The sequence below is a fragment of the Microbacterium sp. 2RAF4 genome (assembly GCF_052115285.1).
Lineage (GTDB): Bacteria > Actinomycetota > Actinomycetes > Actinomycetales > Microbacteriaceae > Microbacterium > Microbacterium oxydans.
In genome coordinates this window covers 389,557-410,132 of sequence record NZ_JBFRGI010000003.1, presented here as the reverse complement: position 1 = coordinate 410,132, position 20,576 = coordinate 389,557, and the positions used below count along the sequence as shown (strand labels likewise).

Annotated in this window: 24 protein-coding genes; 19 read left to right on the top strand and 5 right to left on the bottom strand. The window is 67.7% G+C overall.

Features of this window, described 5'->3' with window-relative positions; all coding sequences use genetic code 11:
- Nucleotides 1-105: 105 nt before the first annotated feature.
- Nucleotides 106-1,776, bottom strand: coding sequence for an MDR family MFS transporter (locus AB4070_RS15480; protein WP_441980875.1), 1,671 nt, complete (start codon nt 1,774-1,776; stop codon nt 106-108).
- Nucleotides 1,777-2,388, bottom strand: coding sequence for a TetR/AcrR family transcriptional regulator (locus tag AB4070_RS15475; protein WP_441980874.1), 612 nt, complete (start codon nt 2,386-2,388; stop codon nt 1,777-1,779).
- A 174-nt stretch (nt 2,389-2,562) separates the two neighbouring features.
- Here AB4070_RS15475 and AB4070_RS15470 point away from each other — a divergent pair, with 174 nt between their 5' ends.
- The 5 genes from AB4070_RS15470 to AB4070_RS15450 all read left to right on the top strand — a co-directional run bounded on the left by AB4070_RS15470 (nt 2,563) and on the right by AB4070_RS15450 (nt 4,909).
- A complete protein-coding gene (locus AB4070_RS15470) occupies nt 2,563-3,006 on the top strand; it encodes an Asp23/Gls24 family envelope stress response protein (RefSeq protein WP_441980873.1) in 444 nt (147 codons plus the stop codon).
- A 57-nt stretch (nt 3,007-3,063) separates the two neighbouring features.
- Complete coding sequence (locus tag AB4070_RS15465; protein WP_282847238.1) at nt 3,064-3,237, top strand: CsbD family protein; 174 nt, start codon at nt 3,064-3,066, stop codon at nt 3,235-3,237.
- 123 nt (nt 3,238-3,360) lie between these two features.
- Nucleotides 3,361-3,927: an RNA polymerase sigma factor gene (locus AB4070_RS15460; protein ID WP_441980872.1), complete on the top strand. Its 567-nt coding sequence runs from the start codon at nt 3,361-3,363 to the stop codon at nt 3,925-3,927.
- Complete coding sequence (locus AB4070_RS15455; protein WP_441980871.1) at nt 3,924-4,529, top strand: hypothetical protein; 606 nt, start codon at nt 3,924-3,926, stop codon at nt 4,527-4,529. The genes AB4070_RS15460 and AB4070_RS15455 overlap by 4 nt, the downstream gene beginning before the upstream one ends.
- Nucleotides 4,526-4,909 (top strand): hypothetical protein, encoded by a 384-nt coding sequence (locus AB4070_RS15450; RefSeq protein WP_441980870.1) that lies wholly within the window; start codon nt 4,526-4,528, stop codon nt 4,907-4,909. Before AB4070_RS15455 ends, AB4070_RS15450 begins: the two co-directional genes overlap by 4 nt.
- 63 nt (nt 4,910-4,972) lie before the next feature.
- Here AB4070_RS15450 and AB4070_RS15445 read toward each other — a convergent pair whose 3' ends face one another.
- Complete coding sequence (locus AB4070_RS15445) at nt 4,973-5,821, bottom strand: SDR family oxidoreductase (protein WP_441980869.1); 849 nt, start codon at nt 5,819-5,821, stop codon at nt 4,973-4,975.
- 93 nt (nt 5,822-5,914) lie between these two features.
- Here AB4070_RS15445 and AB4070_RS15440 point away from each other — a divergent pair, with 93 nt between their 5' ends.
- From AB4070_RS15440 to glmM, 8 genes are all read left to right on the top strand, one after another.
- Nucleotides 5,915-6,280: a winged helix-turn-helix transcriptional regulator gene (locus AB4070_RS15440; RefSeq protein WP_045263673.1), complete on the top strand. Its 366-nt coding sequence runs from the start codon at nt 5,915-5,917 to the stop codon at nt 6,278-6,280.
- 99 nt (nt 6,281-6,379) lie between these two features.
- Nucleotides 6,380-7,921: an APC family permease gene (locus AB4070_RS15435; RefSeq protein WP_441980868.1), complete on the top strand. Its 1,542-nt coding sequence runs from the start codon at nt 6,380-6,382 to the stop codon at nt 7,919-7,921.
- A 2-nt stretch (nt 7,922-7,923) separates the two neighbouring features.
- Nucleotides 7,924-8,391, top strand: a complete 468-nt coding sequence (rraA, locus tag AB4070_RS15430; RefSeq protein ID WP_441980867.1) for a ribonuclease E activity regulator RraA — start codon at nt 7,924-7,926, stop codon at nt 8,389-8,391.
- Nucleotides 8,392-8,435: 44 nt separating this feature from the next.
- Nucleotides 8,436-9,278: a tRNA pseudouridine(38-40) synthase TruA gene (truA, locus tag AB4070_RS15425; protein ID WP_441980866.1), complete on the top strand. Its 843-nt coding sequence runs from the start codon at nt 8,436-8,438 to the stop codon at nt 9,276-9,278.
- A gap of 131 nt (nt 9,279-9,409) precedes the next feature.
- Nucleotides 9,410-10,078 (top strand): endonuclease/exonuclease/phosphatase family protein, encoded by a 669-nt coding sequence (locus tag AB4070_RS15420; protein ID WP_441980865.1) that lies wholly within the window; start codon nt 9,410-9,412, stop codon nt 10,076-10,078.
- Between the two features lie 182 nt (nt 10,079-10,260).
- Nucleotides 10,261-10,707, top strand: coding sequence for a 50S ribosomal protein L13 (rplM, locus tag AB4070_RS15415; RefSeq protein ID WP_017828209.1), 447 nt, complete (start codon nt 10,261-10,263; stop codon nt 10,705-10,707).
- 26 nt (nt 10,708-10,733) lie between these two features.
- Nucleotides 10,734-11,219 carry a 30S ribosomal protein S9 gene (rpsI, locus tag AB4070_RS15410; RefSeq protein ID WP_045263679.1) on the top strand — a complete coding sequence of 162 codons (486 nt, stop codon included), beginning with the start codon at nt 10,734-10,736 and terminating at the stop codon, nt 11,217-11,219.
- Nucleotides 11,220-11,233: 14 nt separating this feature from the next.
- Nucleotides 11,234-12,592, top strand: a complete 1,359-nt coding sequence (gene glmM, locus AB4070_RS15405) for a phosphoglucosamine mutase (RefSeq protein WP_441980864.1) — start codon at nt 11,234-11,236, stop codon at nt 12,590-12,592.
- Nucleotides 12,593-12,622: 30 nt separating this feature from the next.
- Here the strand turns inward: glmM and AB4070_RS15400 are convergent, their stop codons facing one another.
- Nucleotides 12,623-13,555: a helix-turn-helix domain-containing protein gene (locus tag AB4070_RS15400; RefSeq protein ID WP_441980863.1), complete on the bottom strand. Its 933-nt coding sequence runs from the start codon at nt 13,553-13,555 to the stop codon at nt 12,623-12,625.
- A 174-nt stretch (nt 13,556-13,729) separates the two neighbouring features.
- A complete protein-coding gene (locus AB4070_RS15395; protein WP_441980862.1) occupies nt 13,730-14,674 on the bottom strand; it encodes a Ppx/GppA phosphatase family protein in 945 nt (314 codons plus the stop codon).
- Nucleotides 14,675-14,724: 50 nt separating this feature from the next.
- On the opposite strand from AB4070_RS15395, the gene coaA reads away from it, so the two are divergent.
- The 6 genes from coaA (at nt 14,725) to AB4070_RS15365 (ending at nt 20,426) form a co-directional block, all read left to right on the top strand.
- Nucleotides 14,725-15,678 (top strand): type I pantothenate kinase, encoded by a 954-nt coding sequence (coaA, locus tag AB4070_RS15390; RefSeq protein ID WP_046747367.1) that lies wholly within the window; start codon nt 14,725-14,727, stop codon nt 15,676-15,678.
- Between the two features lie 62 nt (nt 15,679-15,740).
- Nucleotides 15,741-17,588 carry a glutamine--fructose-6-phosphate transaminase (isomerizing) gene (glmS, locus tag AB4070_RS15385; protein ID WP_441980861.1) on the top strand — a complete coding sequence of 616 codons (1,848 nt, stop codon included), beginning with the start codon at nt 15,741-15,743 and terminating at the stop codon, nt 17,586-17,588.
- A gap of 96 nt (nt 17,589-17,684) precedes the next feature.
- Nucleotides 17,685-18,044, top strand: coding sequence for a holo-ACP synthase (locus AB4070_RS15380; protein WP_441980860.1), 360 nt, complete (start codon nt 17,685-17,687; stop codon nt 18,042-18,044).
- Nucleotides 18,041-19,147: an alanine racemase gene (alr, locus tag AB4070_RS15375; protein ID WP_441980859.1), complete on the top strand. Its 1,107-nt coding sequence runs from the start codon at nt 18,041-18,043 to the stop codon at nt 19,145-19,147. Before AB4070_RS15380 ends, alr begins: the two co-directional genes overlap by 4 nt.
- On the top strand, nt 19,144-19,626 hold the full coding sequence (tsaE, locus tag AB4070_RS15370; RefSeq protein ID WP_441980858.1) for a tRNA (adenosine(37)-N6)-threonylcarbamoyltransferase complex ATPase subunit type 1 TsaE: 483 nt from the start codon (nt 19,144-19,146) through the stop codon (nt 19,624-19,626). Before alr ends, tsaE begins: the two co-directional genes overlap by 4 nt.
- Nucleotides 19,623-20,426 (top strand): response regulator transcription factor, encoded by an 804-nt coding sequence (locus AB4070_RS15365; RefSeq protein WP_441980857.1) that lies wholly within the window; start codon nt 19,623-19,625, stop codon nt 20,424-20,426. The genes tsaE and AB4070_RS15365 overlap by 4 nt, the downstream gene beginning before the upstream one ends.
- Nucleotides 20,427-20,576 lie beyond the last annotated feature (150 nt).

The window sequence follows — 20,576 nt, the reverse complement described above, 5'->3', positions numbered from 1 at the left end:
CACGATGAAGCATGCCCGCAGGCGAGCCAGGGCGGGAGCCCCTTGACAGACGGCGGCCCCTGCTCCAGAGGTGCAGGGGCCGCCGCGTTCACCGAGATGGCGCGTTCATCGAGGTGGCGGTGTCGAGTCCGATTCCTCCTGTGCGTCAGGAGACGCGACCGTGGCTCCCGACCATTCGACGCCTCGTTGCTCGGCCTCCAGACGCTCCGCTTCCTCTCCGCTGATGGCCTCGCCTCTGGCCACCAGCCCCGCGGTGTCCGACAGGGGGATCTGCTTCAGGAACAGCGAGAGCAGCAGCGCGAGGGCGATGAACGGTACGAGGTACCAGAAGACCGGGGCGAGGGCATCCGCATACGCGGTGACGATGCCGTCGCGCACCTCGTCCGGCAGGGAGTTGAGCGTGGAAGGATCGATCGTCGACGCGGCCTCTGAGGCGGCATCGGGCGACGCGCCGGCGCCGGCGAAGACCCCGAGCAGGTTCTCCGTCAGGCGAGTGGTGAAGATGGTGCCGAACACCGCGGTGCCGAGAGACGCACCGACTTCGCGGAAGTAGTTGTTCGTGCTGGTCGCGGTGCCGATCTCACCCGCCGGAACCGCGTTCTGCACGACCAGCACCACGACCTGCATGATGAGGCCGAGCCCCGCTCCGAACACGAACAGGAACACGCAGATCAGCCAGATGGGAGTCGACGCCGAAAGGGTCGTCATCGCGACCATGGCGATACCGGTGATGATCGTGCCGAGGATCGGATAGATCTTGTATCTGCCGGTCTTCGAGATCGCGATCCCGGAGAAGATCGACGTGCCCATGAGACCGACCATCATGGGGATCATCAGCAGACCGGATTCCGCTGCAGAGGTGCCGGACGACATCTGCAGGAACGTCGGCACGAATCCGATCGCTGCGAACATTCCGATTCCGAGGACCAGTCCGATCGCGGTGGCGTTCACGAAGATCGGATTGCGGAACAGGCTCAGCGGGATGATCGGGTCCTGCACCCGTGACTCGGTGATCACGAACGCCGTCGCCGCGACGACGAGCCCTGCGCCCCACGCCCAGGTCGCGAGCGAGTCCCATCCGAACTCCTTGTCACCGCCGAAGTCGGTGAAAAAGATGAGGCACGTCGTGGCGATCGAGAGGAAGATGACTCCGAAGATGTCGATCGGCTTCTCGGCCTTCTTGCTCGGGAGCTTGAGTGCGACGAGGGCGATGATGAAGGCCGCGATCCCCACCGGGATGTTGATGTAGAACGCCCACTGCCAGGTCAGGTGATCCACGAAGTAGCCGCCGAGGAGAGGGCCGGCCACGGCCGAGAGGCCGAAGACCGCACCGAGGGGACCCATGTACTTGCCGCGCTCGTTGGCGGGCACGATGTCGGCGATGATCGCCTGGGACAGGATCATCAGGCCGCCGCCGCCGAGACCCTGCAGGGCGCGGAACACGACGAACATCCAGAAGTCGGTGGCGAACGCGCAGCCGACGGATGCCAGCGTGAACAGCGCGATCGCGACGAGGAACAGGTTGCGCCGGCCCAGGACGTCGCCGAACTTGCCGTAGATGGGCATCACGATCGTGGTGGCGAGCAGGTAGGCGGTGGTGATCCACACCTGGTGATCGACGCCGCCGAGCTGTCCGACGATCGTCGGCATGGCGGTGGACACGATGGTCTGGTCGAGGCTGGAGAGCAGCATTCCCGCGATGAGAGCGCTGAAGATGATCCAGATGCGGCGCTTCGTGAGCAGGAACGGCGCATCCTTCGTGGCGGTGGCGGACATTCAACGAGCTTTCTGTGACGGTGCGTAGAGCGAGCGGGCGAGGTCGAGGCGTCGCACGATGAGATCGACGAACGGCTCGGGGGACTGGTGGTGCAGGAGCTGGTCCATGCTCATCCGCACGAGTGCGCCGACGGTGTGCACGACCACCTCGGCGCGGAGCTCGGCATCGGCGTCGCCCTCGGTGCGACGGAGGATCAGGGCCTGGTCACGGCGCTCGTTCTTCGCGAGCTGTTCGAAGGCCGCCTTCAGCAGCCGCGGCTCCTGCTCGATCACGGCGAACATCGCCGGCGCATCATCGACCGGGTTGAAGAGCTCGAAGCGGCGGATCGTCAGCTGGATGAAGTCGTCGAGCAGATCTCCGCGCTGCGCGGCGAACTCCTCCTCGAGGGCTTCCTGGCGGGAATCGATCGTCGCGAAGCCGAAGACCGCGTTCTCCTTGCTTTCGAAGTAGTTGAAGAATGTGCGCCGCGAGACTCCGACCTCGGCGCACAGCTCCTCCACCGTGAATCCGGCGAACCCCCTCGCCGCGGTCAACCGGCGTGCGGCATCGGTGAGGGCTCGCGAGGTCTCTCGCTTGCGCTGTTCCCGCAAGGATTCTGCACTGTCGCTCATAGAGTGCAATATTGCACTTCGAAGCTTGGAGTGCACTGTGAAGGGCTCGAATCCGTCCTCGGCGACTTCTTCGGACTGATTTGTGACATCTGCTCCTCACCATCCGTCCTAGTCATAGCGTCGCCGACCGCGACCGGTGCCCCTGGGGGCAGCACACGGATGAAGGAGCTCATGATGGCGAACACGACTCCGGGCACGCAGCCCGAGATCCACGTCGAAGCACCGCTGCAGGGGGCTGCAGTGGGCACGACGACGATCGAGGATGCGGTGGTCGCGAAGATCGCCGGCATCGCCGCGCGGGATGTCGACGGGGTTCATGCGCTCGGTGGGGGCGCCGCGCGCATGGTGGGAGCCATCCGGGATGCCTTCAACACGACCGACCTCTCGCAGGGAGTTTCCGTCGCGGTCGGCGAGGCGCAGATCACCGTCGACATCACGATCGTCGCCGAGTATCCGGTCGCCCTGCAGAAGGTCGCCGACGAAGTCAGGGCGGCAATCCATCGTGACCTCGTCGAGCTGGCAGGGGCGAACCTCGTCGAGGTCAACGTCACGATCGACGATGTGCACGTCCCCTCGGACGACGTCGAGGGTGAGACCGCTGTGGCGGCGAGCGAGTAGTCACCACGCCGAGGCTTCGGCTCCGAGCCCGGGGCCGTAACGAGAAAGGGAGAAGCAATGAGCGCTGAAGACAAGATCAAGGCCGCAGCCGAGAAGGTCGCCGGAAAGGCCAAGGAGACCGTCGGCAAGGTCACCAACGATGACAAGCTCGTCGCCGAGGGCAAGGCCGAGCAGGCCAAGGGCAACGTGCGCGATGCTGCGGAGGACGTGAAGGACGCGTTCAAGAAGTAGGCGGGACCGGGGGAGAGGCCGCGCTGCCTCTCCCCGATCCCTCACAGGCGGGTGAGACATGATCCGATCCGATGGGGCATCTGTTCCGAATTCCTCCGGGGATCGGATCGAGGGGTGGGGTAGATGGAGAAGGAACGCTTTCGGACAGCGCTCGAGGATGCAGATGACGGCATCGTCGCCGGACGCGCGATGGATGGGGACGTGGAGGCGTTCGCCGTCCTGGTGCGCAGGTACACGCCGATGATGCGTGCGTACACGCAGCGGATGCTGAACGCCTCCGCGGATGTCGACGACATCGTGCAGGAGTCCTTCGTCGTCGCGTGGCAGAGGTTCGGTGAGCTCGAGGATCCGGCGAAGGTCAAGAGCTGGTTGATGCGGATCGTCAGTCGGAAGGCAGTCGACCGCATACGTGCGATCCGGCCGTCCGTCGACATCGACTCGATCGATCGTCCGGCACCGCTCCATGCCGCACCGTCCGCGGTCGTCGAGGCTCGCGCCGGTGTCGCGGCCCTCGGTGCCGCTCTGCGGGAACTGCCCGACGCCCAACGCGAGTGCTGGGTGCTTCGCGAGATCGGCGGCTACACCTATGAGGAGATCTCGGAGCAGCTGGACATCCCGATCTCCACGGCGCGCGGCCTGCTGGCCCGCGCCAGAAAATACATGATCGTACGGATGGAGGAGTGGCGATGACCGACGACAGAGACGCGCCTGAAATCCGCAGACTCGGACTCGAACCCACCGACCTCGACGGGCACACGCTGGACGAGCTCACCGACTACCTCGACGCCGGAAGGCGACCGGCCGACCGCTCCATCGACGAGTCGCCCGGATGCCAACTTGCCTTGGACGCGCTCGAGCGTCTGCGTGGGCTCGGTGCGGAGCTCCTCGCCGCGGAAACCGCAGCCGAACCCGAGGTCGATGACAGCTGGGTCGACCGCATCCTGAGCGGCATCGCTATGGACGCACGGGCGGGGCGCCGCATCCCCTTCGAATCGCCGGATCCGCGGGCGGATCTCGCCATCACCGAGGGGGCTGTCCGCGGTCTCGTCCGCGCCTCGGAGGACGCCGTTCCCGGACTCCTCATCGGCCGTTGCAGGCTGGAGGGCGATGTGACCCGGCCCGGGGCTCCGATCCGCGTCGGGATCGATGCGAGTGCGCTGCATGGACAGTCGATCCCGAAGGTGGCAGACGAGCTTCGCGCCGAAGTGGATCGTCGCCTTCGCGCGCACACCGAATTGAACGTGGTCGCGATCGACATCGCGATCCGAGACATCAGAGAGGTGTCGTCGTGAGTGCGGGAGACGTGATGCGGGTGGAGGAGCGCGAGGAGCTCGCTGCGGCGATCGAGTCGACCCTGCGATCGACCCCGGGGGTGCGCAGCATCTACCGATCGGGGTCTCTGATCTCCCAACTGCTGCGAGTGGGCGCTGAGGCCATCGGTGCACGCAAGGACGATGAGCCCATGGTCTCGGTGATCGTCGCCGATGGCGGAGTGGTGGTCGAGGCGACACTCGGGGTGGAGTCAACGGCGCGATCGGGCGACATCCTCCACGCCGGGCACGGGGCCGTCGCCGCGCTGCTCGCTGCTCGAGGTGTGCGGCGCGAGAGCATCACCCTCACGGTCGCACATGTGCAGGCGGCCGAACGCCCTCAGGTGCCTGCGACCTCCTGAGGCACGGAAACCACCGAGTGCCGCCGTCCGGGGGGACGACGGCACTCGGTCTTGCGGGGCCGATCAGGCGGAGGCGGCGCGGAGTCCTTCCACGAGCGGCGTCGTGGGGCGCCCGATGAGGCGAGCGAGCGTTCCGTCCGTATCGGCGAGAGCACCGTCCTTGATGCCGGCGTCGAGGGCGGCGACGAATCCGGCCGTCCCCTCGTCGAGGCCGGCCTCGCGGAGCGCGGCGACCTGGTCGTCATGGTCGAGCGCGACGAAGGCGACTTCGCGTCCCGTGACCTCGGCGATTGCGGCTGCGAGATCGTTGTAGTCCCAGGCGACGTCGCCGCCGAGCTCGTAGACCTCGCCGACGTGACCGTCCTCGAGCGCGACGACGGCTGCGGCCTCGGCGAAGTCCTTGCGGCTCGCGGAAGCCACCCGCCCTTCTCCTGTGCCCGCGGCGAGCACACCCGTCTCCGCGGCGCGGGCGAGGTCCGCGACATAGTTCTCGGTGTACCAGTTGTTGCGCAGGATCACGGCGGGCAACTCGGCCGCGGCGATGAGCTCTTCCGTCGCCTTGTGCTCGGGGGCCAGGATCAGGTCGCTCGTCGTGGCCTTCGGAGCGCTCGTGTAGACGAACTTGGAGACGCCCGCCGCCTTCGCGGCGTCGATCACGGCCCGGTGCTGCGGAACCCGCTGACCCACCTCGGAGCCGGACACCAGGATGACCGTGTCGACGCCATCGAGCGCGGACGCGATCGATGCGGGGTCGGTGTAGTCGAGGTGCGCGACGCGCACGCCGAGGTTGGCCGCCTTGGCGGTGTCGCGGGCGCCTGCCACGATCGACTGGGGGTCGGCGCCGCGCTCGAGCAGGCTGGCGATGATGAGGCGGCCGAGGTTGCCGGTCGCACCGGTGACGAGAATGGTCATGAGGGTCCTTTCGTAAGTGACACCCACGACAACCCGCGATCGGGCGTTCGGCATTCCGATCTGATGGTACCCACTTTAAGGTAAGCTACCCACATGACGGTTAGTTTCGCGCAGATAAAGGAATCGACTCCGTTCGTGTTCGACCAGAATTGCGGCACGCGTGTGGTCCTGGATCACATCATGAGCAAGTGGGGAGTGCTCGTGCTCTCCTGCCTGTCCGACGGCACCCACCGCTGGGGCGCCCTCCGTCGGGAGGTCGACGGCATCAGTGAGAAGATGCTGGCCTCGACGCTGCGGACGCTCGCCGATGACGGCCTGGTGCACCGGGAATCCCTCCCGACCGTCCCTCCGCACGTGGAGTACAGCCTGACCCCGCTGGGGCGTGACCTGATGGAGCGCATGCTGCCGCTGATGGAGTGGGTGGCTGATCACGCCGACGGCATGCTCGAAAGAGGCTGATTCTGCGGATTCCGTCGTGAGCGGGACTTCTTTGCTTCGGATTCATGCTGTCTGAGAAAGCCGTTGACGCGAGAACCGTTGTGGCTCTACTGTTCTGACATGGCAGCAACGACGCCGATTCATCTGGAACGACCCGACGGCAAGGGTCTGGCCGCCGGCACTCTGGGACTCTGGGGATCGACCGTGATCGGTCTCGCCTCGACAGCACCGGTCTACTCGCTCGTGGCGACGCTCGGCTTCGTGGTGCTCGCGGTGGGGGCACAGGCTCCGATCGCGTTCATCATCGCCTTCGTCCCGATGCTCCTGATCGCCTTCGCGTACCGCGAGCTCAACAACGCCGTCCCCGACTGCGGAACGACCTTCACCTGGGGAACCAAGGCGTTCGGTCCCTGGGTGGGCTGGATGGGCGGGTGGGGAGTCGCCGTCGCCGGAATGGTCGTGCTCGCCAACCTCGCGCAGATCGCCTCGGTCTACTTCTGGTCGCTGATCGGTCAGGACCTGGAGAACAACGACTGGCGCGTCGTCGTCGTCGCCGTGCTCTTCATCGCGGCGATGACCTGGGTCAGCTGGCGCGGCGTCGAGATCGGCGAGCGCATCCAGAACATCCTTCTCGCGATCCAGTACCTGGCGCTGGCGATCTTCATCGTCGCCGCGCTGTGGCAGTTCTTCGACGGCACGGCTCCGAACGCGACGCCTTTCGACTGGGAGTGGATGAACCCGTTCGCGTTCACCGACTGGTCCGGATTCACCGAGGCGATCCTCCTGGCGCTGTTCATCTACTGGGGCTGGGATACCTGCCTCGCTCTCAACGAGGAGACGAAGGATCCGAAGCGCATTCCCGGTCGCGCCGCGCTTCTGACCACGGTGATCCTGCTGTTCACCTACGTCGCGGTGACCATCGCCGCCATGATGTACGCCGGACTCGGCGAGGACGGCACGGGCCTGGGCAACGAGGCGAACGCCGACGATTTCTTCCTCGCGATCAAGGACGGGTTGCTCGGTCCGTTCGGCTGGGTGCTGGTGGTGTCCGTGATCATCTCGGCCATCTCGTCGACCCAGACCACGATCCTGCCGACCGCCCGGGGAACGCTGGCCATGGGTGTCTACCGCGCCCTGCCCGCCAAGTTCAAGGAGGTGCACCCGACCTACAAGACTCCGTCGTTCTCGACCATCGTCATGGGTGTGGTCGCCTCGGTCTACTACGTCGGGATGACGCTGATAAGCGACAACATCCTGCAGGACTCGATCCTGTCCCTCGGGCTCGCGATCGCGTTCTACTACGCCATCACCGGCTTCGCATGCGTCTGGTACTTCCGCAAGGACCTCACCTCGTCGGCCCGCGACTTCTTCTTCAAGGGACTGTTCCCGCTGCTGGGCGGGCTCATGCTCGCGTGGGCGTTCATCCAGTCGGCCATCGACATGTGGGATGTCGACTACGGCTACACGGTCCTGTTCGGTATCGGCGGCACGTTCGTGATCGGCGTCGGCTCGTTGGCGTTCGGTCTGGTGCTGATGTTCGTCTGGTACCTCTTCCCCCGCTCGAAGCGCTTCTTCCGCGGCGAAAGCCTGAACCGCGACACCGAGGTGATGGTCCCGGACGAGCCTGCCGTGACCATCCGGTCGATCGACGGAGGCATCTGAGGATGACGGTCGCGACGGCGGACCTCTACGACGAGCTCGGGGAGGAGATCCAGTCGCTCTCGCTGCAGCTGCGTTCCTTCGGTCGGCGGTCGGCGTTCGACGGACCGATCCGCACCGTGCGCTGCTTCGAGGACAACGCACTGGTGAAGGCGGTGCTGGCGACTCCCGGCGCAGGTGCGGTTCTGGTCGTCGACGGAGCTGGATCGCTGGGGACGGCGCTGATGGGCGACCTGATCGCGGCGTCCGCCGTGGCGAACGGCTGGGCCGGCGTCGTGATCAACGGCGCCATCCGCGACAGCGTCGCCATCGATGCCCTCGAGCTGGGAGTCAAGGCTCTGGGCACGAATCCGCGCAAGAGTGCGAAGCTCGGAGCCGGTGAGACCGATGTCGCGCTGGTGATCGAGGGTGTGGTGTTCCGGCCGGGGGCGCATCTCTACAGCGATCAGGACGGCATCCTGGTCGAACGGTGAAGGGCGTCCGACGGCCGGCTGTCTTGGTGTCCTAGGCTTGCTGCGTGCGCATCCGGCTCGACATCGCCTACGACGGCACCCATTTCCGAGGGTGGGCGAAGCAGCCGACTCTGCGCACGGTGCAGGGCACGCTGGAAGCCGCCCTCGCGCGCATCGTGGGCTCGGACGTGCAGTTCGTGGTGGCAGGTCGCACGGATGCGGGCGTGCACGCGAGCGGCCAGGTCGCGCACGTCGACCTCGACGAGAAGCAGTGGTCGCGCATCGAAGCAAGGCAGGGGCGGGCGCCGTCGGAGCCCGCCGAGACCATCGCCGGCCGCATGCGGGGTGTGCTCGGTGCGTATTCGGATGTGACCGTCACGCGGTCGTCGATCGCCCCCGAGGGGTTCGACGCTCGTTTCTCCGCCGTCTGGCGTCGCTATCGCTATCGTCTCGCTGACGGCGGGACCGGGTACGACCCGCTGCGGCGCCATGACACGACCCTCGTCCGCGGCCGCCTCGACGAGCGCGCGATGGATGCCGCGGCGCGGACGCTGATCGGACTGCATGACTTCGCGGCGTACTGCAAGCCTCGTGAGGAGGCGACGACGATCCGCACACTGCTCGACTACCGCTGGGAGCGCGATGCCGACGGCGTGCTCGTCGCGGAGGTCAAGGCCGACGCGTTCTGCCACAGCATGGTGCGCGCACTCGTCGGGGCCTGCGTCGCCGTGGGGGAGGGGCGCCTCGGCGTCGACGACCTCGTGGTGCTGCGCGATGCGCTCACCCGCACCAGCGAGTTCAAGGTGCTGGCCGCGCGGGGATTGATCCTCACCGAGGTCGGGTACCCCGCCGACGAGCTGCTGTCGTCGCGAGCGGTCCAGACGCGCGCGCGTCGAGACCGGGACTGACGCGCACCGCGGTGGCCCGCCCGCGACGATGGAGCGCCGCGAGCAGCGGGCATGCGGCCCACTACCGCAGAGGAGTCACGGCATGCAACCCGGAGCCGATGCACAGCGGGCCGGAGTAGCGTGGAACGGTCATGAAGGTCATCTCGTACAACCTCCAGAAGCATCGAGCCGCGGGTGAGCTCGTGACTCTGGTGCGCGAGCACGATCCCGACATCCTCTGCCTGCAGGAGTGCGATGTCCCCGCGCTGCCGACGCAGATCGGCGACCTCGTGCTCGCCGACGCCACCCAGGGCAACCGTCTCGGACTCGCCCTCTTCTACCGCGCGAGCACGTTCCATCTGCAGGCGATCCGCATGCTCGGCCTCAAGAAATCCCTGCACGACCGGATCGCGAAGCCCGCACACGAACGCGTGCTGGGTGCGCGACTGCGCGACATCGATGACGGCCAGGACTTCATCGTCGCCTCTTTCCACGCCGCTCCGCTGACCGCGTTGAACTCGCTGCGCCGTCACCAGATCCGCGCCGCGCTCACCGAGCTCGCCGCGCTCGGGGAGGGCCTGCCCCAGCTGATGGTCGGTGACTACAACTATCCGATCTTCAAGGAGAACCTCGGTCAGGCCGTGCGCGACCACGGTTACGCGCTCTCCCTCAGCGACGACCACACGTACACGCGCTACCGGGTGTTCCGGGGGCACTACGACTTCGCCACGTCGACGGGCTTCGAGATCGAGCGCATCACGACCCTGCCGCAGGGGGCGAGCGATCACCGCCCGATCCTCGTCACGGTCAAGCCCGACTGAGCCGCGGTTTGGGCATACAGCACCGGTGCCGTATGATTTCCCTTTGGTGCCTTTCCCGTCCGCGGAGAAAGCGCATCGTCCGAACGTGAGCCCTCCACTGGCGTGTTCCTCCCTGTCGGGAAGAACCACCCCGGAGTGGGATTCACGAACTTCTCCGTTCGACACAAGAAAGCAGCACTATCGTGACGCGCACTTACACTCCCAAGGCTGGCGAAGTCCAGCGCGATTGGGTCGTCATCGACGCCACCGACGTCGTTCTCGGCCGTCTGGCTTCGCACGCCGCTACGCTCCTGCGTGGCAAGCACAAGCCGACCTTCGCCAACCACATCGACTCGGGTGACTTCGTCATCATCGTGAACGCGGAGAAGGTCGCGCTCACCGGTCAGAAGCTCCAGAAGAAGATGGCCTACCGCCACTCGGGTTACCCGGGCGGCCTGAAGTCGGTCACCTACGCCGAGCTCCTCGAGAAGAACCCGGTCCGCGCTGTCGAGAAGGCCATCCGTGGCATGCTCCCCAAGAACAGCATCGGCCGCCAGCAGCTGTCCAAGCTCAAGGTGTACGTCGGTGCCGAGCACCCGCACGCCGCGCAGCAGCCGACGCCGTACACCCTCGACCAGGTCGCCCAGTAAGCGCCGTAAGACTTAAGGACATACTCGTGGCTGACATCCAGGACACCACCGAAACCCCCCAGAACTTCTCGACGTCGACTCCCGAGACCGACGCGGTCGAGGCGGCTCCCCGCCCCGTCCTCAGCGTCCCGGGTGCCGCTGTCGGCCGTCGCAAGCAGGCCATCGCCCGCGTGCGCATCGTCCCCGGCTCGGGCACGATCACGGTCAACGGCCGCACGATCGAGGACTACTTCCCGAACAAGCTGCACCAGCAGCTGATCAACGACCCGTTCACCGTGCTGAACCTCGCCGGTGCATACGACGTCATCGCGCGCATCTCCGGCGGAGGCCCCTCGGGCCAGGCCGGTGCGCTTCGCCTCGGCATCGCCCGCTCGCTGAACGGCATTGACGAGGAGAACAACCGCCCGACCCTGAAGAAGGCCGGCTTCCTCTCGCGCGACGCTCGCGTCAAGGAGCGCAAGAAGGCTGGACTCAAGAAGGCCCGTAAGGCGCCTCAGTACTCGAAGCGTTAAGGTCAACTGCTCCGATGCCGATCTTTGGCACGGACGGTGTGCGAGGACTCGCCAATGGCATCCTCACCGCCGACCTGGCGCTCACCCTGGCCCAGGCGACTGCTGTCGTCCTGGGCCAGGGCCGTACTGCGGAGGCTCGCAAGGCCGAAGGCAAGCGGCTGACCGCAGTGGTGGCCCGCGACCCCAGGGTCTCCGGGCACTTCATCGCGGCGTCCGTCGCCGCCGGTCTCGCCTCCTCAGGAGTGGACGTGCTCGAGGCGGGGGTCATCCCGACACCCGCGCTCGCCTTCCTCGTCGCCGACCGTGACGCCGACTTCGGTGTGATGATCTCCGCATCGCACAACGCCGCCCCCGACAACGGGATCAAGATCTTCGCCCGCGGGGGCCGCAAGCTCCCCGACGAGGTCGAGCGGCGCATCGAAGAGGCCATGTCCGGCGAGATGCTGCGCCCGACAGGCGCCGGTGTGGGACGCATCGATCGGTTCTCCGACGCGGAGGACCGCTACGTCATGCACCTTCTCGGGTCGCTCCCGAACCGTCTGGACGGTATCCACGTGGTGCTCGACTGCGCCCACGGTGCCGCCTCAGGAGTCTCTCCCGAGACGTTCCGCGATGCAGGCGCCGAGGTCACCGTCATCGGGGCCGACCCTGACGGCTGGAACATCAACGACGGCGTCGGCTCGACCCATCTCGACAATCTCGCCGAGGCCGTCGTGCGACTCGGAGCCGACATCGGGATCGCCCACGACGGCGACGCCGATCGCTGCCTCGCCGTCGACGCCGAGGGTAATCACATCGACGGCGACCAGATCATGGCCATCCTCGCGGTGTCCATGAAGGAGCGCGGGCACCTCACCGACGACACCCTCGTCGCGACGGTGATGAGCAACCTCGGTCTGCACGTCGCCATGCGCGAGCACGGCATCACGGTACGGCAGACCGCCGTCGGCGACCGCTACGTGCTCGAAGACATGAACGAGGGCGGCTACGCGCTCGGCGGTGAGCAGTCCGGTCACGTGATCATGAGCGAGTTCGCCACCACGGGCGACGGGATCCTCACCGGCCTGCACCTGGTCGCCGAGATGGCACGGCAGGGGAAGTCGATCGCCGAGCTCGCGTCGGTGATGACGGTCTACCCGCAGGTGCTCATCAACGTGCGCGACGTCGACAAGGACCGCGTCTCCGAGGACGAGGTCGTGCAGCAGGCTGTGCGCGACATCGAGTCGGAGCTCGGCGATTCCGGAAGGGTGCTGCTGCGCAAGTCCGGGACCGAGCCGTTGGTGCGCGTGATGGTGGAAGCCTCCGATGCGGAATCCGTCCATGCCTACGCCGGACGCCTCGCCGAGGTCGTGCAGGAACGTCTGTCGCTCTGACTCGCGACCGAACACGGTCGACCGCTGATCTCAGCGGTCGACCGTTTCGCGTTCCCCACCGTGTCGAGCGGCGTCGCGATGGGTGCGCAATGCGCGAGGCGTGGCACCGTAGTCCTCTTCGATGGCGCGGCGAAGGCTGATCGGAGAGGCGAAACCCGAGCGCTGCGAGATCTGCTCGACGCTCAGGTCGTCGTATCGGCTGTCGGTGAGCAGCGTCCGCGCCAGGCGCGTCCGTCGGTGTCTGATCTCGCCGGCGACCGTGTTCTCGACCTCCGCGAAGACGAGCTGGAGCTGGCGGAGAGAGGTCTGCACCTCGCGCGCGACCCGCGCGGGGTTCAGTCCTGGGTCGCCGCACTGCTGGGCGATCAGGGCGACCGCTCGGTCGCGCAGGGCGGCGTGAGCTGAGCGCGGTCCGGATACGGCGTCGACGCGGTCGAGCAGCACCGCACCGCTCATCTCCACGATCAGGTGCTCCATGGCATATCGTTCGATCGCGGTCGTCTCGTCATCGACGGCCAGCACCTGCTCGATGAACGCCTGCATCGCCCGATCGAGCGGGCGTCGCTCCTCGAGGACCCATGTCGAGGAGGGGAGCGCCGCGACGAAGGTCCCGAGTGCGGTGCGGGGGACATAGGCGGCGGTGATGTGCCACGTGCCGACGCACCGCACGCGCTCCGCGACTCCGGGAGGGGCCACCACGAGTCCGCTCTCGACGGGCGTCCAGGGACCGTTCTGCTCCTTCGCCGAGAGCCCTGCGGCGTCGACGAAGGCGAAGACCGCGTGGTCGGGGTGAGTCGTGGTGGTGTCGATGGCGAGCTCCGTGGTGCCGCCATGCAGGGACAAGAGGGTCACCGGCCCCGGCGTCCGCTTCGTCGCCAGGAGGGGGACGCGTTCATCCACCGCGTGCACGCCATGCGCGCTCAGCTCCGCCGAGTCGATCGTGCTCTCATCTCCAGAACCCACTCAGCACCCCCCGACGCCGATGACCACGCGACGGCGTCGACCAGCTGGCCACCACGCCCGAGCGATCACCTCCCGTCCTCCACCGTTGCGGGCGGGCGGGTGCTCGCTTGGTCAGAGGATACCGGCGCAGACCGGGCAGGCAACAGAGGATGTTCATCCCACGTCATGCACCGTTCAGCGGGGGGAGTCGCTCCAGCTCAACTGCTCGATGTAGCGCAGCAGCACGCCTTCGCGCAGCGCCCACGGCGAGACTTCGAGCTCTTCGACGTCGAGGGCGGTCATCGCCGCATGCAGAGATACGGCCGCGGCCACGATCTGGAACGTCCGATCCGGCGTGATGCCGGGCAGCTCCTGTCTGGCGGATGCGGGCAGGCGTGCGAGCCGGGGGATCCACGATCCGAGCGCGGCACGGGGGAGCAGCATCCGTTCGCTCCCCGACCATCCCTGGGCCGGGTATCCGACCAGTCGGGCCAAGGAGCGGATGGCCTTGGACGACCCCACCACGTGATCGGGGCGGGGGAGGGTGACGAACCTCGGCAGCACCTCTGCGAGCGTCGCCGTGGCATGTGCGCGCAGTCGTTCCACGTCCGCCTCGCCCGGTGGATCGTTCGGCAGGAACTGCACGGTCATGCGCCCCGCGCCCAAGGGGACCGAGACCGCAGCGTCCGGCAGCTCCTCGGCCCCTGCCGCGATCTCCAGCGAGCCGCCGCCGATGTCGAGCAGCAGGAGCTGACCCGCCGACCAGCCGAACCACCGTCGAACCGCGAGGAAGGTCAGCTCCGCCTCGGTCTCGCCGTCGAGCACCTGGAGCCTCTGACCAAGGGCTGCTTCGATGCGCGCGATGACATCGGCGCCGTTGCGGGCATCGCGCACGGCACTCGTCGCGGTGGCGAGCAGGGCATCCACGCGCTCGCTCTCCGCGACCCTTCGGGCCTGCGTGACCGCGGCCTCGAGCGCGACGACGCCCTCCTCCGCGATGGACCCGTCGGGGGTGAGGTAGCGCATGAGGCGCAGCACCGTCCGGTCGCTCGTCGTCGCGAGCGGACGTCCACCGGGGCGGACGTCGGCGGCGAGCATGTGGACGGTGTTGGATCCGATGTCGAGGACTCCCAGGCGCACGGGATGAGAATACTCTCCCGCGGACATCGCCCCGTGAGCGCGCCGATACGATGGACCCCGTGACCACCGCCGACCCCACGCTGCCGCTGTCTCCGTATCGGGAGATCGGGCGTGCGGAGTGGGCGCGCCTCGCCGCCGGACTCGACCAGCCGCTCACGGAGACCGAGGTCGTCGAGCTGCGCGGCATCGGCGATCGCCTCTCGCTCACCGAGGTGCGCGAGGTGTATCTGCCGCTGAGCCGACTGCTCAGCCTGTATGCGACGTCGACGAAGCGACTGGGCGCCGCCACCTCGTCGTTCCTCCAGGAGGACGACACGACCACCCCGTTCGTCGTGGGTGTCGCCGGTTCTGTCGCTGTGGGCAAGTCGACCATCGCGCGATTGCTGCGCGAACTCATGAGCCGTTGGCCGGGGACCCCGAGGGTGGAGCTGGTGACGACCGACGGGTTCCTCTACCCGAACGCGGAGCTCGAGCGCCGGGGCATCATGGACCGCAAGGGTTTCCCCGAGTCCTATGACCGTCGCGCCCTGATCGAGTTCCTGACCGAGGTCAAGAGCGGTGCCGCCGAGGTGCGCGCTCCCTTCTACTCACACATGCGCTACGACATCGTCCCGGATGCGAACGTGGTGGTGCGCCGCCCCGATGTCGTCATCGTCGAGGGCCTGAACGTGCTGCAGCCGCCGCCCGCTCCGAACGACGTGGCCGTGAGCGACCTGTTCGACTTCTCGATCTTCGTCGACGCCGACACCTCGCACATCGAGAAGTGGTACGTCGATCGCTTCCTCGCGCTTCGTCAGGCCGCGTTCAGCAACCCCTCGTCGTACTTCAACGTGTTCGCGCACCTCACCGACGAGGAGGCGATCACCACTGCACTGGGATATTGGAACGAGATCAACATGCCGAACCTCGTCGAGAACGTGATGCCCACCCGGCACCGTGCGCGGCTCGTGCTGCGCAAGGGCGCGGATCACGACGTGGAGAGCGTGCTCCTGCGCAAACTCTGAGGCGGCCGACCGCGCCCGATTGTACGGACGACTCGCAAAAAACGCGCCTTACTCTTGATCCCATGTGTGGAATCGTCGGATACGTGGGCCCGCGCCCCAGCCAGGACATCCTTCTCGCAGGCCTCGCACGCCTGGAGTACCGCGGATACGACTCTGCGGGCGTCGCGGTCATCGATGGCGACGGCGCGCTCGGGATGCGCAAGAAGGCAGGCAAGCTCGCCATGCTGCGCGACTCGCTCGCGGATGCCCCGCTCCCCGACGGCTCGACCGGCATCGGGCACACCCGTTGGGCGACGCACGGTGGTCCGACCGATGGCAACGCGCACCCGCACCTGGCCGATGACGACAAGCTCGCGGTCATCCACAACGGCATCATCGAGAACTTCTCGGCCTTGCGGGACGAGCTCCTCGCCGACGGCGTGGTGTTCCGCAGCGAGACCGACACCGAGGTCGCCGCAGCCCTGCTCGGGCGGGAGTACGCCGGAAACGGCGGCGACCTGCAGCTGGCCTTCCGCAGCATCGTGAAGCGCCTGGAAGGGGCCTTCACCCTGCTGGCGATGCACCAGGACCACCCGGGCCTCGTCGTCGGCGCCCGTCGCAACTCTCCACTCGTGATCGGGCTCGGCGAGGGCGAGAACTACCTCGGATCCGACGTGGCCGCCTTCGTCGAGCACACCCGCAAGGCGCTCGCGATCGGTCAGGACCAGATCGTCTCGATCACCCCGGACTCCGTGACGGTCACCGACTTCGCCGGCACGCCCGTCGAGCCGGAGCCCTTCGACGTGTCGTGGGACGCGGCCGCCGCCGAGAAGGGCGGATGGTCGAGTTTCATGGCCAAGGAGGTCGCTGAGCAGCCCGAGGCGGTGGCGAACACCCTCCGCGGCCGCATCCAGGACGGTCAGGTCGTGATCCCGGAGCTCGACGGGCTCGACGAGCTCTTCGTCGGCATCAACCGGGTCATCATCACCGCCTGCGGCACGGCGTCCTACGCGGCGCTGGTGGGCAAGTACGCGATCGAGCAGTGGGCGCGCGTGGCGGTCGACGTCGAGCTCGCACACGAGTTCCGCTACCGCGACCCCGTGATCGGCGCCGACACCCTGGTCGTGTCGATCAGCCAGTCGGGGGAGACGATGGACACCCTGATGGCTGTGAAGTACGCCCGCGAACGCGGTGCCCGCACGCTGTCGATCTGCAACACGCAGGGCGCCACCATCCCGCGCGAGTCGGATGCGGTGGTCTACACGCACGCCGGACCCGAGGTCGCCGTGGCCTCGACCAAGGCGTTCTCGGCACAGATCACCGCGCTGCTGCTGCTGGGGCTGCACATGGGCCGGGTCCGCGGTGCCGTGGCCGACGCTTCGCTCGACGCGGCAGAACTCGCCGCGCTCCCCGAGAAGATCGCCAAGGTCCTCGACAGCGAGCACGAGCACGTGACGCAGCTCGCCGGGTGGATGGCGGACACGCGCTCGGTGCTCTTCCTCGGCCGTCACGTGGGGTACCCCATCGCCCTCGAGGGTGCGCTCAAGCTCAAGGAGATCTCCTACATCCACGCGGAGGGCTTCGCCGCCGGCGAGCTCAAGCACGGTCCGATCGCCTTGATCGAGCCGGGGCAGCCGGTGTTCGTCCTGGTGCCCTCCCCGCGCCACTCGGCGCTCGTGCACTCCAAGGTCGTCTCGAACATCCAGGAGATCCGCGCCCGCGGTGCCAGGGTGATCGTGATCGCCGAGGAGGGCGACGCGGCAGTCCTGCCGTTCGCCGATGAGGTCATCCGCATTCCGCTCGCCGGCCCGATGTTCGAGCCCCTGCTCGCCGTCGTGCCGCTGCAGATCTTCGCGATGGCCCTGGCCACGGCGAAGGGCCTCGACGTCGACCAGCCGCGCAACCTCGCGAAGTCGGTGACGGTCGAGTAGACCCGCCCTCCACATCGTGCGAAATGGCTTCGTTTCCAGCGGAAACGGAGCCATTTGGGCGATTCGGACCGGAATCAGGCTCGGTAGGCTGAACGGGTGATCATCGGAACCGGCATCGACCTCGTGGACATCCCGCGGTTCGAACGGACGATGGAACGGACGCCGCGACTGCGCGAGCGCCTCTTCGCTCCGTCGGAGCGCACGCTCCGCCTGGCTTCCCTCGCCGCGCGCTATGCCGCCAAAGAGGCGTTGATCAAAGCACTGGGCGGATCCGACGGTGTGCACTGGACCGAGATCGAGATCGCCTCGGAACCCTCCGGCCGCCCGCATTTCGTGCTCTCCGGATCGACGGCTGCCGTCGTGGAGGAACGGGGCATCCTCACGCTGCATCTGACTCTCACCCATGACGCCGGCCTCGCCGCGGCGTTCGTCGTCGCCGAAGGAGCACCGCTGTGACCGTCCCGTTCCGAGAAGCGACCATCGATCTCGATGCCATCGCCGACAACGTGCGGCACTTCCGGCGCCTCACCGGCGTCGAGGTGATCGCCATCGTGAAAGCCAACGCCTACGGTCATGGTGCGGCTTCGGCAGCGGTGGCCGCGCTCTCGGCCGGTGCCACGCGGATCGGCGTCGCCGAGATCCCCGAGGCACTCGAGCTGCGCAGACAGGGCGTGCACGCGCCGATCATGGCGTGGCTGCACGCGCCGGGGGAGAGATTCGAGCACGCCGCGGCACAGGACATCGAAGTCGGGATCTCGTCGTTCGATCAGCTCGAGGCAGCCGGCGCTGCAGCCGCCGTCGACCGACCGGTGGGCGTGCACCTGAAGCTCGAGACCGGGCTGTCGCGCAACGGCATCGCCCCGGCGGACTGGGGACGTGTGCTGGCGGAGGCGGCGCGGCTGGAGCGCATCGGGCGCCTGCGCATCGTGGGACTGTTCAGCCATCTCTCCAACACCTCCGTGGACGACGACAGAGCGGCGCTCGCGAAGTTCGAGGAGGGGGTCGCCACCGCTGCGTCGTTCGGCATCCACCCCGAGATCCGTCACATCGCCGCCACGGCAGCAGCCATAGATCTGCCCGAGATGCGCCTCGATGCCGTCCGCATCGGCGTGGGACTCTACGGCCTCTCGCCCTTCGACGACCGCAGCTCCGCGGAGCTCGGGCTGCGGCCGGCCATGACCCTCCGGGGCGCGATCGCCGCCGTCCGTCGCGTGCCCGCCGGGACCGGGGTCTCCTATGGCTACGACCATCGCACCGACCGCGACACCACGTTGGTGCTCGTTCCTCTCGGCTACGCCGACGGGGTGCCCCGCAACGCCTCGGGGAAGCTTCCGGTCTCGATCGGCGGGCGCCGGTTCCTGAACGTCGGACGGATCGCGATGGATCAGTTCATCGTCGACGTCGGGGACACCCCCGTCTCGATCGGGGACGAGGTGGTCCTGTTCGGTGACCCCACCCTCGGGGTGCCATCGGCCGCCGACTGGGCCGAAGCCGCCGACACCATCAACTACGAGATCGTCACCCGGATCGGTCCCCGGGTGCCCCGGAGGACGTCGTGAGCGTGGATCCCGCCTTCCTCGGCCGCCGGGAGATCGCCACCGCCGACGAGATGGAGCAGCTGGGTCTGCGCATCGGCGAGCAGCTCGAGGCGGGCGATCTGCTGGTGCTGACCGGTCCTCTCGGCGCGGGGAAGACCACCTTCACTCGCGGTCTCGCCGAGGGGCTGGGGGTGCGCGGACCGGTGCAGAGCCCGACCTTCGTGATCGCCCGCACGCATCCCTCGCTGGTCGGCCGAGCACCACTGGTGCACGTCGACGCCTACCGACTCGGCTCGGCTGCTGAGCTCGACGACCTCGATCTCGACCTCGAGCGGTCGGTCGTGGTGGTCGAGTGGGGGCGTGGCATGGCCGAGGAGCTGGCGGACTCGTGGTGGGACATCGAGGTGGAACGGCCCGTCGGAGCGGCGGACCTCGATCCGTCTGAGCTGGATGCCGACGCGCCGCGCTTCGTCACGATCACGCGCGAGAGCGCCTCGTGAGCTCGGGGGACGTCCGCGCTCTGGTCGCCGTGATCATCGAGGACGATCCCGGTGTGCGCTCCCTGCTCGACGAGGTCTTCCTCGCAGCGGGCTTCGAGACGATCCTCACCGGATCGGGCATGGATGGCCTCCAGGCCGTCGAGCGGCATCAGCCGGTGATCACGACGCTCGACATCAACCTCCCCGGCATCGACGGCTTCGAGGTGGCGCGGCGCATCCGTCGGGTCAGCGACACCTTCATCATCATGCTCTCGGCGCTCTCCGACGAGTCCGACGTGGTTCTGGGGCTCACCTCCGGCGCCGACGAGTATCTGGTGAAACCGTTCCGGCCTCGCGAGCTGCGTGCCCGCATCGAGGCGCTCCTGCGTCGCCCTCGCCAGCCGGACGTCCGCGGCGCATCGAGCCCGCGGGCTCCGGTCGAACCTGATCCCGTGGCCGACGGCGCGACCGTGCTCACCTGGCGTGGGCGTGTGCACCGGGACCTCAGCCTCGACCTCGACACGCGGATGGTCCTGATCGGGCAACGGCGGATAGACCTCACCCCGACCGAGTTCGATCTGCTCGCCGCACTGCTCGAGGCGAAGCAGCGCGTATGCAGCAAGGCCGAGCTCGCCCGGGGGTTGCGCGGTCTTCCCCCCGGATCGAGCGACCACGTGAGCGAGCCGGACAAGCGCGCGATCGAGACGCACATCGCCAACCTGCGGCGGAAGCTCGGAGACAGCACGAGCGCCCCTCGCTACGTCGAGACCGTGCGTGGGGTCGGCTACCGCCTGACCCCCGCAACGATCGAACCGAACTGACCGGGGCGGAGCCGCGGCTCCCCAGCCGCGGCCCCGGATGCCTGCGAATCCCCACTCGCCTGGCCCCGGCGTCTGCGTTGTTCCCCAGTCGCAGTTTCGGCCCCACTCAGAATGCTAGGGGTGCGAGGCCGCCCGAAGAGCGGGCTGCAC